Source organism: Campylobacter sp. P0109 (assembly GCF_002138755.1).
GTDB lineage: Bacteria > Campylobacterota > Campylobacteria > Campylobacterales > Campylobacteraceae > Campylobacter > Campylobacter devanensis.
The window spans coordinates 108,561-124,104 of sequence record NZ_MJKK01000002.1 but is presented as its reverse complement, the minus strand read 5'-3'; the positions used below and the strand labels follow the sequence as shown (position 1 = coordinate 124,104).

Sequence of the window (15,544 nt, the reverse complement as noted above, 5' to 3'; positions counted from 1 at the left end):
CTTTTAAATTAAATCTAGCGAGATTTTACCAGCTTTTATCTCGCTTACTTTTACTTTAATGCGATCACCTTCTTTAATAGGTGATTTAATTTTTGAGATATGAAGAAGACCATCTACCCCATCTCTTAATGAGACAAAAGCACCAAAAGTAGCTATCTTTTTAATCTCTCCATCAAATTCCTCTCCAATTTTAAAATTATCTATATTTTTAACCTCTTTTTTACCACCTCTTATTTTTAGATCTTTTTGTGTGATTTGGATTATATACTCTTTGGCTGCTTCAACCTTGCCTTTTTGCGAACCAGCTACTTTAACCTCGCCCTTTTCTCTATCTAAATCGATGCTTACATCAAATTTCTCAATTATCTCTTTGATAGTTTTTCCAGCTTGACCGATGATATCAACAATCTTTGATGGATCTACGCTAAATAGCTCTAATTTTGGCAATATCTCTTCATTTATAACTATATCGTCACTGGCTTTTTCCATAATGGCTAAGATATGCTCTCTAGCCTCTTTGGCTTGCAATAAAGCCTCTTTTAAAACTTCATGACTAATGCCGCCAAGTTTTATATCCATTTGAAGTGCAGTTATACCATCTTTGCTACCTGCTACCTTAAAGTCCATATCGCCATCATGATCTTCTAACCCCATAATATCAGTTAATACAGCATGCTTATCACCTTCAAATACAAGCCCCATAGCCACACCTGCTACTAGCTTGCAACTTTGTACTCCAGCGGCTCTAAGCGCTAAAGAACCACCGCATACACTAGCCATAGAACTCGATCCGTTGCTCTCTAAAATTTCGCTTACTAATCTAATAGAATATGGACTATCTAAATCTACGCTTGGATACAAGGCTCTTTTGGCTAAATTACCATGACCTAGTTCTCTACGACCTGGAGCCTTAATAGAACTAGCCTCACCTACGCTAAAGCCTGGAAAATTATAATTAAACATAAATTTCTCTGCTACAACGCCCTTTTCTGTTAATATCTCGCTCATTTGTGCGTCACTATCAGTCCCTAAAGTTGCTACTACTAAAGCTTGTGTTTGCCCTCTTGTAAATAGACAACTACCATGTGCATTTGGTAATATATTTGTCTCGATACTAATTGGACGAACATCTTTAAGCCCTCTACCATCAGCTCTTTTTGATTCATTTATTATCTGTTCTCTTACGATTTTCTTCTTATATTTACCTAATATATTTAGTATTAAATTCTTATCCCAGCCTTCGCTTATAGCTGTATCGCTAAGGGCAATTTGATTAGCTATTTTAACTAATTCACTTGCTCTTTCACTTTTTGCCATCTGATTTATAGCGTTTTTAACTTCAGTTTTATAAAACTCATCTATATAAATTGCGATATCGTTATTTTCTATCTCGCTTTTATACTCTAAATTTGCTGCTGGTTTTTTATAATCTTTAAAGGCCTCTTCATAGGCATTAGAGCCATTTATGATAGCTTCATTAGCAAATTTAATCGCTTCAAGCATCTTAGATTCATCAAATTCATTCATTGATTGCTTTTGAATAAACTCACTACATAGACCCATATCCACTACTGGATCCATCGCTATCATAGAGGTTATATCATTAGTTAGTGTCGGCAAACTTCTCATCTCAATCATCAAAAGCTCATCTTTAACCCCAGCTACATATAGATCAAGTGTGGATTTTTTAAGCTCTGAATTACTAGGATTTAATACAAACTCACCATCAATATGTCCAACTCTCACCCCACACACTGGACGCTCAACTGGAATATCACTTAAATACAAAGCCACACTTGCAGCATTTAATCCTACAACTTGTAAATCCACCTCAGGATCAGCACTTAATACCATAACTACTATTTGAGTAGGATAGGCATAGCCTTTTGGAAATAACGGACGAAGACTTCTATCTATTATACGACTAGTAAGAGTTTCAAAATCCCCTGGCTTTGTCTCACGCTTTACATACCCGCCTGGGATTCTACCAGCTGCATATTGTTTTTCTAAATACTGAACAGTCAAAGGCAAAAAATCCTCTTCAACTTGAGTATCTTCTCTTGCTATTGTAGCTAGTACTACGGTATTTTTTACCCTTAAAAGCACTGCTCCGCTAGCTTGTTTAGCAACCTTATTTAGATCAAAAATTTGAATTTGATTATTTACTTCTATACTGCACTGCATTTATATCTCCTTTGATTTTTGTATTTTTTGTAGTGGTAAATAGTGCGGACTATCTTCTAAAATAGACATAGCCGACTCTACTGCAACTCTAGAATTGTAATAAAAATCTACATCCACAAAATTGCTTATCTTTTTAGCATAATATAAACTATCAACCAAGGTATTAAAGTATGATAATATATCAGCTGCTATAAGTGGAGTGCCATATGTTATAGATTTTACATTTAAATTTATTAACGATTTAATGCATACAAGTGCTGTAATACCCGTTTGACATCCTAAATCAACTAATAAAATATTTCTACCTTGAAGATTTTCTAAAAGCTTACCTTTACGATATTTATAAACATTTTTTAAAATTTTTTCCTCATATTTACGGTGTGCTTCACCATAAATAAAATCTAAGCTTATATCAAAAGCATTAACCAATTCACTGTTATAAACAATCTCCTCAGTCTCGCTAACTATAGCAATTTCACACTCAGGATTATTTGGTGCATAAAGTCGCTCACTAAAAAACAGCTCATAACTAAGATCTAGCTCATTAGCAATAGCATTAGCCAAAACAACACTATCTAAAGATGAACAAACTACGACAAAATCGCCAGATATTAGCTCATTATGTGGCAATACATCTAACAATTTACTTGCTGCATCTAGTTCATCTTGAAATTTAAGATCATTTGGGCTTATCAATTTGTGGCCTTATTATCTTGTTCAATGGAAAAATCATATCCCACATCCCCTAATGGATAGAAGCTAAAATATAGATACACGCCCTGGCTTTTTTTAGACTCTAATCCAGCGCTAGTATTTTTAGGTTCGATATCTTCTTTATAAATTAAGCTATAATCCCAGCATTTTCTTTTATAGTGGATACCGCCTTGCCACATTTTAGTATAATCCCTTTGCAGATCATAATCCACACCTGCAAATATCTCATAATTATATGGAAGTTTTAAACTTGCATTGCCACTTAGATAGCTCTCCTTATCATATGCGTCGCCATCATAAAAGTTTTTATCATATGTATGCCAGATTCTAGTAGCAATTTTAGTTCCGCTATATGATATACCGGTTTGAATCTTTGCGATATCATGGTCTAAGTGCGAATATTCTATTTTATTACCAAAATCAAAATTACCATAATATAGATTTATTCGATTCTCAAAGCTCTCAAACTCATCTCTATCAAAATCATAGCTCTCTTTTACGCTGTGTCTTAGCGCTTTTTGGCCATTAACATCGTAAAAAAATTGAGTTCCATCAAATGTTATTCGCTCAGTTGTAAAGCTATTTGAAACTCTATCGATAAAGTTATCTTCAAATAGTGCTAGATTATTTGGATCATAGGTTGCGCCATCTTTTATCATATAATACTTTAATAGCTTTTCGTTGATATCACCATTATTATACCCTGGTTTAATATAATCAAATTTAAAATTTATAGTATGATAAAAGCTGCTAAATGCCCTTGACATATCATTTTCTAACAAGATTCTATGATAATGGTTAATTATATCATCATAATGATTATTGTAAAAATCATTGCCATCATAGTACTTTGCTCTGTTATAATCAACATGTGAAGCATATAAATTCTCACTAATATATAAATTTACATAATCATCAAATAATCCAAACTGTAATCCCAAAGGAATATCAATCTCATATTGATTAGCACTTACGCCAATTTCTCTAGTGTAATTATGATATTTAACATCAAATGAATAAGTCAAATTTGGCACTATAAAGGTATTAAAAAAGCTATGATATTGCACCTTTGGTAGCTCTTGAAGCGTATCATCATTACCATATTTTGTACCGATTTTTGCCGTATCAATATAGTATTTAGTATATGTACCTAGATAGTGATTATCTGTAGCAATAAAATAATTTAATCTAGATTCTACTAGTGAGGCATGACTAGATCCATCTCTACCACGTAAATTTAAATAATCAATATCATTTAGATTTACAAATTCAAGCCACAAGCCCTCTTTAAAATCACCATCAATTAAATAACTAATTAATCTATCTCTATCATAGCCTAACTCAATTCCACGATGCTGTTTATTTTTTAAATTCTCACGATTTTTATACTCACTTCTCTCATTAAATATTCCAGAACGAATATATCCATTAGAGTACGGTGAATCAGCAAATCTAAAAGTTGAATATAGCCCAACCCCTCTATTTGTACGGATTTGCGGGTCAAATTCTAAATCCCATTCATTATACTCAGCCACATAAATTGGCTGTAAATACACCAGTCCTTCATCTCCACTATATGACAACTGTGGAGTTAAAAGTCCAGTTCTTCTAGTCTTATCAGTGCTAAAACCAAAATATGGTAGATACATCACAGGGGTGTTTTTAACATAAAATACAGGATTGTAAAGATGTAAAAATTTGCTTTGTTTATTTAATTCACCGCTACTAAATCCTATATGCCAATCTGGATCGCTAACATTACAACTAGATACAATAGCATTTTTAACACTTAGCATCTCATCAGAACTACAACTCTCATTACTTTGAAGCCAAATCTCTTTTTTCTTGTCAATTGCAAAGCTTCTATCAAAGCTCATTTCATTAGTTGCAAGATTAATTCTAGCATATTCTGAGCGACTGGCTTCATACTCACCACGCATTAAATTTACGTTACCAAATAGCTCTATAATATTACTTTTTTGGTCATACTTTGCACTATCAGCACTAGCTAAGTAGTTTTGTGAATATAACAAAACATTACCACTAGCACTGATTATATCGCCATCTTTTTGCACATCACTAGCTAAAAATTCGACATTTTCTATATTGGCCAAAAGCTCGCCACATAAAAGCCCAGCAAATGCTAGTAATCTAATACGCATTACAAACTACAGTCTTGGCTAATTTATCTTGCCATGTTTGCCGCTGAGAATTACCAAGCGCCCACAAAAATCCAATATAAAATAGCGTCTCGCTCAAAAGCCTCATACAAGCTCTTAAAAAGCTACTACTAAGGCTAGGTCTAGATAGCATTACAGTATCTATACAAACAAGCTTGCATAACATTTTACCAGGGGTTGCAGCATAGTACCAGATAAAAAATGTATGATACGCCACTTTCATAAGCGCAATTTGCCAAAATAAATTTGATATCGCAGCTAATGTAGCCTCAACGCCAATATCACTGGCTCTAGCGATATAATCCCAATAAATTAACATAAATAGCACAGATATGATAACATCATCGATAGCATAAGCTAGAGCTCTCTTATTTATGCTTGCAATAGTAATATTTTCTCTATATAATTTCTCTTCTAAGCTCTCTCTCATTAAAGCGCCTGATATCCGATATCATCACGGTATTGCATACCATCAAATTGAATATTTTTAGCTAGTTCATAAGCTCTATCTCTAGCCTCTTTTACACTCGTTCCTTTACCTACAGCTACTAGTACTCTACCACCTGTCGCATATAATTTACCGCCTTCTAACGACACTCCAGCATATGCTATATGCGAGTTTTGTGGAATATTTTCTACGCTTATTTTAGCTGCTGGACTGCTTTTATATGGATAATCTTTACTAGCTAGCACCACGCCTACAGCAATCTCATTTTCTAGTTCAAATTTACTTAATTTTCCAAGTGCTGCACCGTGCAAAATCTCACCTAGTTCACCACGAATTAATGGCATTAAAACCTCACACTCCGGATCGCCAAATCTAACATTAAATTCAAGCACATATGGCACATCATTTACCACCATTAATCCTACAAATAATACCCCGCAAAATGGCGCATTCTCAGCTTGCATTCCTTTAAGTGTCGGTTCTACTACCTCTTTTTCTACTCTTTTTATTAGCTCTTCATTGGCTAATGGGCTTGGTGCATAAGCACCCATTCCACCAGTATTTGGCCCTTCATCGCCGCTTAGCAATCTTTTATGATCTTGTGCTACTGGAAGTGAGACGAAGTTATTTCCATCGCAAATAGCAAAAAAACTAAGCTCAAATCCATCTAAAAACTCTTCTACTACAACTCTCTTACCAGCTGCACCAAAGCTTTCCCCGCTTAACATATCTTTTACAGCAGTCTTAGCCTCATCTTTGCTCTTAGCAATTATTACACCCTTTCCAGCGCATAACCCATCTGCTTTTACTACAACTATATCGCCTAAGGTATCAATAAATTCAGCTGCTTCATCATAATTATTAGTATTTATAAACCTTGCTGTTCTTATGCTATTTTTGGCTAAAAATTCCTTCATATATGCTTTTGAACTCTCTAATCTTGCAGCAGCACGCGATGGACCAAAAATAGTTAAATTATTAGCTTTAAAAATATCAACCACACCATCGCTTAAAGCATTTTCAGGACCAACTATAGTAAGTTCTATTTTATTTTCAAGTGCGAATTTAGCAAGATCATTAAAATCTTTAATATCTACATTTTGACCCAAATTTGCAGTTGCTCCATTACCTGGCGAGAAAAAAAGATTATGTGTTTGGCTATCTTGAGTTAATCTAAGTCCAATGGCGTACTCTCTACCGCCACTTCCAATAATGAGAATATTCATATAATTCCTATAAATTTAAAATACCCAGATGGTCGGTGCATAGTAGAATCGGCCCTAATATAAAGCCAATCTTGCAAATAGGCAGCAGCTTTAGGTCGCAGCTTCTAAACCGTTAGGCATCAAGCAAAGTCACATCACACCACTCTGCACATCTTCGCTAATACTAATTTGTTGGACCTTCATAAAAATGCTATCGAGTCATCCAGGCAGGGAAATTATATCAAATTTGACTTAAATTTTAGATAGTTTATTGGATTTTAAATCAAATTTTTTTCAAATTCAGCTCCAAATTGCTATAATCTAGCATAAATTTTAAAATTTAAGGTAGAAAATGTATAAAATTAGACCCGCCAAAAAAGATGATATCAAAGATATAATTAATCTTGTTAAAGAACTAGCTGAATATGAAAAGATGAGCGATAGGATAAAATTTAGTGATGAATTATTTCAAAATTCTATTTTTGAAAAAAAATACGCTCACATTTTAGTTTGCCAACATAGCGAAAAAATCATAGGATATGCTATATATTTTTATACCTTCTCTAGCTTTCTTGGGCGTGCGGGGATATATTTAGAGGATTTATATGTTCAGCCTAAATTCCGTGGCAATGGTATTGGTAAACAATTTTTAGCTATTCTTGCTAAAAAATGCATTGATGAAGGATTGGGGCGACTAGAGTGGGAATGTTTGACTTGGAATGAACCAAGTTTAGAGTTTTATTATAAACTTGGCGCTAAAAATAGAGATGAGTTTTTTCATCTTAGACTCGATGGTAAAGAGTTAGAAAATTTAGCAAATTTTATTAAAGATTAAATAGCTTTTTGGTAGTATAATGGATAAAAATTATACCATTTACAAGCTTGAGATATTGCGTGCAATGGGTTTTAAATTTGTTAGCTTTGATGAGATTTTACCACATAAAATATCTGAGTTTAACTCTTTAAAGCTATTAAATAGACAAATAAAAAGCTGTAATCTTTGCCAGCTATGCAAAAGCCGAACTAACGCAGTCATTGGTAGTGGAAATATTAGTAGTGGTGTAGTTTTTGTGCTTGATAGTCCAAATGTTAGAAGCGATAAAAATGGTCTTTGTACTCCTGATGATTCGCTTTTGCGATATTTAAATTTAGCTGGACTTAACGCAAATGAGATATATTTTACATATATTTTAAAATGTATTAATAAGCAGAATAATTGGTATTATAATGATATTTGTACAAAGTTTTTTAACCAAGAACTTGCAATCATTAAACCTAAATTTATTGTAAGCTTTGGATTAAATTGTTTTAAAGAACTAGCTAAAAATAGCTCATTTGAGAGCCATAGAGGTGGCATTTATAGACTTAAAAATTCACTTTATATGCCGACTTTTGATAACGCTTGGATAGACAAAAATCCTAGTAAAGCTAATGAGTTTATAGCAGATTTAAAAAAAATAAAAGGATATTTATGAAAAATTTAATTATTTCATTTTTTATGATTTTTATAGCAGTCATACAGGCAAATTCGCAATCTAGATGTGATAAAGAGTGCTTAAAAGAGTTATCTCGTGGGGTTGATTTTATCCAATTTATCTACACTCCGCTAACTATGAGCGAACCTTTTAAGAGCTACTATGCTAGTATTAAAAAGCTTGCAACCATTCCAGAGATTGAGATTGGCCGCAAAGATATAAAAGTTGCCCTAATAATTCCTCAAGATGTAATAAAAAGCTACTCTGTAGTAGTAAGTGATTCAGTTTTTGCATATATTTTCAAACGTGATGTTGGTTCGCATATTGAGATATTTTATAGCGGTGATGAGAGTGCAGAAAATCTAAATTTAGCTATAAACAGAGCAAAAAATGCTGGATTTAAATATCTTATTGCTCCACTAACAACAAACGGCTTAGAGATTGTAAATAGCGATGATTATGATGATTTAATATTTTACATTCCAACAATCAATATCAAAAATATTTCAAACCCAAGATCAAATTTATTCTTTGGTGGCATTGATTATGAAGCACAAATTCAAAAGCTATTAACAAAAGCCAATCATAAAATAACCGCATTTGGCGATGGTAGTAGAGTCTCAGATATGCTAAATAATCTAGTTGCTAATAACACAAATGAACCATATATTAAGAATATAGAAGGTAGTGATATAAAGCTAAATTTCTTAAAAAATAATTATAAAGTTAAAAATAGCTCTATATTTTTAAATACTCCATTAATTAAAAGTGCACTACTTAGTTCGCAATTTAGAGTATTTGAGCTTACACCTCACATACTGCTCTCAACTCAGCTTAACTATAATAGCGCTTTAATCAGCCTTACTCAAAGTGGTGATCGTAAAAATATGTATATTGCTAACTCCATAATGACTCCTGATAGCCAACTAGAGACACTTAGTGCTATTTTAGGAGAAAAGCTTGATTATGATTGGGTGGCTTACTCTACAATGATTGGGATGGATTTTATATATTTAAACTACATCGACAAGAGCCAAAAAGCCATCTTCAAAGAGAGCATTCAAAACAATCAAGTCCAATACAAAATAGATATTATGCGTGCTGGAAATTATGGATTTTATTTTGATGAGTAATAGTAATAGGTAAATCCTATTACTTAGCTTTAATGTTCATTTAACTGGCCAAAAACTCTAGCAAATTCTGGCTCAAGTCTAGAGAGCTTTCCATCGCTAATAAACCCTACTATAACCTTTGCACGAAATATCAATTCACGCTCACACTCTCCTTTAATGTTTGCTACTTTATATATATCTTGAGCTATGGTTAAACTTACACTGCCAACCTTGACAAGCTTGGTTTGAACATCTAATATATCTCCTAAAACAGCAGGTTTTAAATAGTGTGCTTCAAGCTTTGTAACTACAAAGTGGCGACTATCATTAAATTCAATTCCAGAAGCAAATACTATCTCACTTCTAGCACGCTCACAAAATTTAATATAATTGCTATGATATACTATCCCACCACTATCTGTATCTTCGTAATAAATTCTAACCTTTAATCCCATTAACTCTCCTTACGCACCCTAATGAAAAATAGCGCCACTTGAGCCAAGATCATTGCTTTCATCACAAATTCACTAGCTTTATGCATACTAGCAAATTCAGCCGTAGCAGTCGCTTCAGCTCCTATTTTTTGCGCATCAAGAATATATGGAGTAAAGTAAAACACAAATGCCATAGCCAAAAGAGTTATAATAAGTGCTAAGAAAAATGCACTAATTTTATAATTAAAACTCTCGCTATTTTTCAAATTAATAATCTCAAAAAGAAAAATTAGCGATGAGATAAATATCAACATCACATTATATTTTAAAAATACCTGTGTCATTAATTGACCGCTTTGATAGTGGCTCAAAACTCCTTCGCCAATATATTGTGATGGATAAAATATCACAGGCGCCATAAATATCCCAATAGCAAGCTCAGCACCAATACAAATACCAAGCAAAAGTAGATAAAAACTTCTAAATTTAACCATTATTTTCCTTTATTATAAGCTACAAACCCACGATCTAATCCAGCTAAATCGGTATAAAACTCACTTTGAAAATCAAGCTTATCAAGATAATTTTTCATAGATTCTCTTTGATCATAGCCCATTTCGCAAATTAAATATTTAGCTCTAGATTTTGCTAGATTAATAATATCTTTTAATATCTCATCACCAATTTGACCACCTATTAATGCTGTTTTTGGCTCACTTAAAACCCATTTATCCAGCGGATAATTGGCTGCAATATATGGCGGATTAGAGATAATAATATCAAAATCACCATTAACTTTATCAAGATAATTTGACTCTATTAGCTCTATATCGACTTGAAATTTCTCTTTATTTATCTTAGCATACTTGAGTGCATCTAGACTAATATCAGTAGCAATTATTTTAGCATTTTTAAGCTCTAAGGCTAAAGATATACTAATAATTCCACTCCCAACACCAATCTCAGCAATCCTTGGTGTATTAAATTTACTAGCTATCTCTAGGGCTTTTTCTATCAAAATCTCAGTCTCAAATCTTGGGATTAAAACCCCCTGCCCTACCTCAAAATCTCTTCCCATAAACTCACAATAACCAAAAATATACTCTAATGGCTCTCCATGTTTATATCTATCTAATAATTCTATAAATTTATCTTTTTTAGCCAACTCATCATTTAAATGTAAAAATATCCACTCTCTACTTTTTTTTAAATGAAACTCCATTAATAAGTACGCAAAACGATTACCAAATTCCTTGGCTAAGTTCAAACCATCACAAATTCTCAAGACGCTTTAGCCTCTCAAATAGGGTTGGATGTGAATGATATACAAAACTATAAAATGGATGAGAAAGTGGAAAAGATTTATTTTCTTTACCAAGTTTTTTAAGAGCTGATATCATATACTCTTTATTAGTTTTATTAGCGCCAAATTCATCAGCGCCAAATTCATGCGACCTAGAAAATGTCGATATTAAAGGCTCTACAACCACCATAAAAAGTGAAGAGTATAGCAAGAAAAAGATAAACAATCCGCCACCACTTTGTTCTAATCCAAGTGCGGTATAAATATTAACTGGAATATTTCCAAAAATTGCAAAAAAACCAAATAAAACTACACTCATTAAAACTATATTCTTAACTATATCTTTATGTTTGAAGTGACCAAGCTCATGGCCAAGAACTGCTATAATCTCATTTTTATCAAGTTTGTTTATTAATGTATCAAATAATACTACTCTCTTAGTCGCTCCAAGCCCACCAAAATAAGCATTTAATCTATTATCTCTTTTACTAGCATCCATACTATATATACCACTACTTTTAAATCCACATGAGTTTAATAGATTATTTATAGCTAAATTTAACTCATCATTTTGCAATGGAGTAATCTTATTAAATATTGGAGCAATAATTGTCGGATATATCAAATTTACTAACAAAATTAATCCAAAACTAATCGCAAAAGCCCATATCCACCAGCTCTGCCCTAAAAACTCATAGCAATTTAATAAAATCCATGAAACTCCAAACCCAAATACAAAAATCATTATTATAGTTTTAATAAAATCCATAGCAAAAAGCCCAACTGTGCTATTGCAAAAGCCAAATTTCTTATCCATTACAAATTTACTATATATCTCAAAAGGTAGGTTAATTACTGCCCCAATGACTAAAAATAAAGCAACAAGCAAAGCATCTCTTACTATAACCATCTCTATACCACTAAGGCTAGAAGCCAAAGCACTAGCGCCCCATACGCTCCATATAGCTACAGTAATAAATAGAAAAATATTATGAATTATCTCAAATTTTTGCTTTTGTATTGCTACGATTGCGGCATTATGAAATTCTGTCTCAGGCAATACTACTGGTTCTTTACATCTTTTAATGTAATTTATCTGTAAGATACTTAAAACCACTCTATAAATTGTAAATAAAGCATACAAAGTAATTAAAATTTCAAGCATAAAAACTCACTTTAAAAAATTATTATAAAAACTACTAATAAATACAACTAAGATTATAAATGGAATTACAAATTTAACATAATAAAACCACATATTTACAATAGTTTTTGAGCTTTTCGTTCCATACATTATCTCAGCTTTAGCCTCATCTTTTAGCACCCAACCAACAAAAATCGCACAAAACAAAGAAGTTAGCACAAAAAATATAGTAGCACTAATAGCATCATAAGCATCAAATATATTTTTACCAAAAATTGTAATATCTGATAGGATATTTGTCGCCATCAAAGAAGGGATATTGCCAACTACAAAAATTACACTAAGTACTAACACAATAGCATTATGGCGTTTAATTTTAAATTTTTCTTCTAAAACAGTAATAATAACCTCATAAATTGGCAACGAAGTAGTAAGTGCCGCAATCATAAGTAGCCCAAAAAACGCAATAGCCATAATCTGACCAGCAAACATATTAGAAAATACTATTGGTAAGCTCTTAAATACCAAACTTGGTCCACTATCAGGAGAAATTCCAAAAGTAAATAAAGATGGAAATATCATAAATCCAGCTACTACAGCAATTACGGTATTTACAACCCCGGTAATTACTGAGGTTTTTATAAGATCTTCATCTTTTCTTAAAAAACTAGAAAGTGTAATCATAACCCCAAATCCAAGCGATAATGCAAAGAAAACTTGACCTAAAACATCGATAAATAGCTTCATAGTTATTTTACTAAAATCAGGCGTAAGATAGAATTTAATACCTTCAATAGCTCCATCAAGTGTGACATTCCTAGTAACCATAGCTAGCATCAATATAAATAGTAATGGCATTAGATATTTAGCGGCCTTTTCTATTCCATCTACTGCGCCTTTTACTAATATAATATAATTAATAAGCACAAAAATAGCCGTCATAATACCAATAGCAAGTGGCGAATTAATAATATTTGTCTCATAAAACTCAGCTGTTACAGCAGCACTAATTGGCTGTGAAATATCAAATCCACCAACAATAATATTATATATATAATCTAACACCCAACCGCCAATTACCATATAATACGCCATAATACCAAAGGCACCACAAATCCCCATCCATCCGACAATTTTCCACAATGGATTTACTTTTTTACCATTTGCATAACCACCAAATGCATCTACTGAGTTGATATGTAGTCTTCTACCTATAGCATTTTCAGCTAAAATCATTGGAATACCAATAACAATCATCGCTATACAAAATATAAGAACATAAGCACCACCGCCATTTTGGCCTACTAAATATGGAAAACGCCAAGTAGCGCCAAAGCCGATAGTAGCACCCGCAACAGCTAAAATATATGTAAGTCTAGAACTCCAAGTTTGTCTATTTTCTACCATTGATATCCCTTAATTTTGAGAAAGCTCAAGCACCTCAAAATACTCATTTTCTAGCAAATTCAATTCACCCTTTTTCTCTTCAAGCTCTTCAAATAAAGTTTGTAAGCCTATTTTTTGGTAAATTTCTGGGGTTGAAAGAGCGTGATTCAATTCACTTATTCTACTCTCTAAAGCTTCTATTAGTGCTGGGTGATTTTGTAGAATTTGATTTTGCTTATAGGTTAGTTTAACCTTAGATGTTTTTTGTTTCTCTTTAGTTTCTATGTTTTGACCTAGCTCTGATTCTATATCACTTAGCTGATTTAGCTCCTCTTCTATATCTAAGTATTCACTATACTCCATATAAATTTGCTCGATTTTGCCATTTTCATACGCCCAAAGCTTATTAGTAATCTTATCTATAAAATACCTATCATGGCTTACTATTAATATCGCTCCTTCAAAGCTAAGCAGATACTCCTCTAATATATTAATAGTAGCGATATCAAGATCATTTGTTGGCTCATCTAAAATTAAACAATCATATTCTTTAGTAAAAAGAAGAGCTAGAGCTAGGCGATTTTTTTCTCCACCACTTAGTACGCCCACAGGTTTGTCTAAAAACTCCTTTGGAAATAAGAAATTTTTAAGATATCCATACACATGATAATTTCTTCCGCGAACCATTATATGATCGCCACCATTAGGGCAAAATAGCTCAATTAAGGACTTATCATCGCTAATACTCTTTCTGCTTTGATCAAAATAGCCAATTTTGATATCGCCACGATTGATTACACCACTATCTGGGCTTAGCTCTCCTAGCAATATCTTTAGCATAGTAGATTTACCGCTACCATTTCTACCTACTATTCCTATGCGCTCACCTTGTAAAACCCTAGCGTTAAAATCGCTAAAAAGTACCTTATTATCTATAGTTTTAGATAAATTTTTACACTCAAATAGCATCTTTTTGCGATTTTGATTTAATCCACCACCATTAAAACTCTTACTAGCTCTTTCTAGCTCTAGTTTAACTCTTCTAATTAATCCTGGATTTTTCTTAGCCTCTTCACGCATAGCTAAGATTCTTTGTTTTCTACCTTCATTGCGTTTTAGCCTTGCTTTTACACCGCGTCTTAACCACTCTTCTTCGCTTTTTAAATTTTTTATTAGTGTCTCGTGAGATTTAGCTAAGCTTCTTAGAATTTCCTCTTTTTTGGTTAGATAATTAGCATATCCTCCATCAAAACTTCTTAATGCTCCATCTTCAATCTCAACTGAACGAGTAGCAAGTCTATCGATAAAATATCTATCGTGACTAATAAATACAATTGTTTGATTAGAAGTTAAAAGCAACTCTTCAAGGAATCTTACCATATATACATCAAGGTGATTGGTCGGCTCATCAAGTAAAAGCACATCTGGCTTTTTAAGAATCAAAGCACCCAAGGCAACCCTGCGAATTTCCCCACCACTTAAGCTATTTACAAGCCTATTTTCATACTCTCTAAGGCCAAAACTATCTAAAATTCTCTCAATTTTATTTTCTATATTCCAACCATCTTTAGACTCAATAAATTTAACAAGCTCATCTTGGAGGTGGAGTAATTCATGATTATCATGCTCATTGCTTATTTTAGCTAAAACTTTCTCATACTCATCTCTAGCATCAAATATCTCTTTTAATTCATAATTTAATGCATCTTTTACGCTTAAATTATCATTAAATTTAGGTGATTGAGCTAACATCTCAATACTTATTGAGTTTTGCCTTATCACTCTACCGCTATCAATCTCGCACTCTCCACGCAAGATCTTCATTAATGTACTCTTACCGCCACCATTTTTACCTATTATGGCGATTCTTTCTTTTTCATTTACACTGAAATTCGTCTCATTTAAAATAATTTTATCGCCAAATTTTTTACTAACTTCTATAAGATCAATAAGAGCCAT

At 32.7% G+C, this 15,544-nt stretch carries 14 protein-coding genes; 3 read left to right on the top strand and 11 right to left on the bottom strand.

The window, feature by feature from the left end; all coding sequences use genetic code 11:
- Positions 1-3: 3 nt before the first annotated feature.
- From CIGNP109_RS03265 to purD, 5 genes are read right to left on the bottom strand one after another with little or no spacing between them, the layout of a single operon-like run.
- Positions 4-2,184 (bottom strand): polyribonucleotide nucleotidyltransferase, encoded by a 2,181-nt coding sequence (locus tag CIGNP109_RS03265; RefSeq protein ID WP_086228192.1) that lies wholly within the window; start codon positions 2,182-2,184, stop codon positions 4-6.
- Positions 2,185-2,880, bottom strand: a complete 696-nt coding sequence (locus CIGNP109_RS03260) for a phosphoribosyltransferase family protein (protein WP_086224762.1) — start codon at positions 2,878-2,880, stop codon at positions 2,185-2,187.
- On the bottom strand, positions 2,877-5,060 hold the full coding sequence (locus CIGNP109_RS03255; RefSeq protein ID WP_086228191.1) for an LPS-assembly protein LptD: 2,184 nt from the start codon (positions 5,058-5,060) through the stop codon (positions 2,877-2,879). Before CIGNP109_RS03255 ends, CIGNP109_RS03260 begins: the two co-directional genes overlap by 4 nt.
- The gene (locus CIGNP109_RS03250) at positions 5,050-5,508 is read right to left on the bottom strand and encodes an RDD family protein (RefSeq protein WP_086224764.1); all 459 of its coding nucleotides are present in this window, start codon (positions 5,506-5,508) and stop codon (positions 5,050-5,052) included. The genes CIGNP109_RS03255 and CIGNP109_RS03250 overlap by 11 nt, the downstream gene beginning before the upstream one ends.
- Entirely contained in the window at positions 5,508-6,752 is a 1,245-nt protein-coding gene (gene purD / locus CIGNP109_RS03245; protein ID WP_086228190.1) for a phosphoribosylamine--glycine ligase, read from the bottom strand. Before purD ends, CIGNP109_RS03250 begins: the two co-directional genes overlap by 1 nt.
- A 331-nt stretch (positions 6,753-7,083) precedes the next feature.
- On the opposite strand from purD, the gene CIGNP109_RS03240 reads away from it, so the two are divergent.
- Genes CIGNP109_RS03240 through CIGNP109_RS03230 form a run of 3 tightly spaced genes read left to right on the top strand, consistent with a single transcriptional unit; the run spans position 7,084 to position 9,339 of the window.
- On the top strand, positions 7,084-7,566 hold the full coding sequence (locus CIGNP109_RS03240; RefSeq protein ID WP_086228189.1) for a GNAT family N-acetyltransferase: 483 nt from the start codon (positions 7,084-7,086) through the stop codon (positions 7,564-7,566).
- Positions 7,567-7,585: 19 nt separating this feature from the next.
- Entirely contained in the window at positions 7,586-8,206 is a 621-nt protein-coding gene (locus tag CIGNP109_RS03235; RefSeq protein WP_086228188.1) for a uracil-DNA glycosylase family protein, read from the top strand.
- Positions 8,203-9,339, top strand: coding sequence for a hypothetical protein (locus CIGNP109_RS03230; RefSeq protein WP_086228187.1), 1,137 nt, complete (start codon positions 8,203-8,205; stop codon positions 9,337-9,339). Before CIGNP109_RS03235 ends, CIGNP109_RS03230 begins: the two co-directional genes overlap by 4 nt.
- A gap of 29 nt (positions 9,340-9,368) precedes the next feature.
- Here CIGNP109_RS03230 and CIGNP109_RS03225 read toward each other — a convergent pair whose 3' ends face one another.
- From CIGNP109_RS03225 to abc-f, 6 genes are read right to left on the bottom strand one after another with little or no spacing between them, the layout of a single operon-like run.
- Positions 9,369-9,773: a YbgC/FadM family acyl-CoA thioesterase gene (locus tag CIGNP109_RS03225; RefSeq protein ID WP_086228186.1), complete on the bottom strand. Its 405-nt coding sequence runs from the start codon at positions 9,771-9,773 to the stop codon at positions 9,369-9,371.
- The gene (locus tag CIGNP109_RS03220; protein WP_086228185.1) at positions 9,773-10,246 is read right to left on the bottom strand and encodes a DUF4149 domain-containing protein; all 474 of its coding nucleotides are present in this window, start codon (positions 10,244-10,246) and stop codon (positions 9,773-9,775) included. Before CIGNP109_RS03220 ends, CIGNP109_RS03225 begins: the two co-directional genes overlap by 1 nt.
- Entirely contained in the window at positions 10,246-11,037 is a 792-nt protein-coding gene (gene prmC, locus CIGNP109_RS03215) for a peptide chain release factor N(5)-glutamine methyltransferase (protein ID WP_086228184.1), read from the bottom strand. The genes CIGNP109_RS03220 and prmC overlap by 1 nt, the downstream gene beginning before the upstream one ends.
- On the bottom strand, positions 11,024-12,220 hold the full coding sequence (locus tag CIGNP109_RS03210; RefSeq protein ID WP_086228183.1) for a M48 family metallopeptidase: 1,197 nt from the start codon (positions 12,218-12,220) through the stop codon (positions 11,024-11,026). Before CIGNP109_RS03210 ends, prmC begins: the two co-directional genes overlap by 14 nt.
- A 6-nt stretch (positions 12,221-12,226) precedes the next feature.
- A complete protein-coding gene (locus CIGNP109_RS03205) occupies positions 12,227-13,606 on the bottom strand; it encodes a sodium-dependent transporter (RefSeq protein WP_086228182.1) in 1,380 nt (459 codons plus the stop codon).
- Positions 13,607-13,615: 9 nt separating this feature from the next.
- Positions 13,616-15,544 (bottom strand): ribosomal protection-like ABC-F family protein, encoded by a 1,929-nt coding sequence (abc-f, locus tag CIGNP109_RS03200; RefSeq protein ID WP_086228181.1) that lies wholly within the window; start codon positions 15,542-15,544, stop codon positions 13,616-13,618.

What these genes read in the sequence shown, in the direction of transcription:
- CIGNP109_RS03265 (WP_086228192.1), bottom strand. Translation starts at nt 2,184, where the DNA reads ATGCAGTGCAGTATAGAAGTAAATAATCAAATTCAAATTTTTGATCTA.
- CIGNP109_RS03255 (WP_086228191.1), bottom strand. Translation starts at nt 5,060, where the DNA reads ATGCGTATTAGATTACTAGCATTTGCTGGGCTTTTATGTGGCGAGCTT.
- CIGNP109_RS03250 (WP_086224764.1), bottom strand. Translation starts at nt 5,508, where the DNA reads ATGAGAGAGAGCTTAGAAGAGAAATTATATAGAGAAAATATTACTATT.
- purD (WP_086228190.1), bottom strand. Translation starts at nt 6,752, where the DNA reads ATGAATATTCTCATTATTGGAAGTGGCGGTAGAGAGTACGCCATTGGA.
- CIGNP109_RS03240 (WP_086228189.1), top strand. Translation starts at nt 7,084, where the DNA reads ATGTATAAAATTAGACCCGCCAAAAAAGATGATATCAAAGATATAATT.
- CIGNP109_RS03235 (WP_086228188.1), top strand. Translation starts at nt 7,586, where the DNA reads ATGGATAAAAATTATACCATTTACAAGCTTGAGATATTGCGTGCAATG.
- CIGNP109_RS03230 (WP_086228187.1), top strand. Translation starts at nt 8,203, where the DNA reads ATGAAAAATTTAATTATTTCATTTTTTATGATTTTTATAGCAGTCATA.
- CIGNP109_RS03225 (WP_086228186.1), bottom strand. Translation starts at nt 9,773, where the DNA reads ATGGGATTAAAGGTTAGAATTTATTACGAAGATACAGATAGTGGTGGG.
- CIGNP109_RS03220 (WP_086228185.1), bottom strand. Translation starts at nt 10,246, where the DNA reads ATGGTTAAATTTAGAAGTTTTTATCTACTTTTGCTTGGTATTTGTATT.
- CIGNP109_RS03210 (WP_086228183.1), bottom strand. Translation starts at nt 12,220, where the DNA reads ATGCTTGAAATTTTAATTACTTTGTATGCTTTATTTACAATTTATAGA.
- CIGNP109_RS03205 (WP_086228182.1), bottom strand. Translation starts at nt 13,606, where the DNA reads ATGGTAGAAAATAGACAAACTTGGAGTTCTAGACTTACATATATTTTA.
- abc-f (WP_086228181.1), bottom strand. Translation starts at nt 15,544, where the DNA reads ATGGCTCTTATTGATCTTATAGAAGTTAGTAAAAAATTTGGCGATAAA.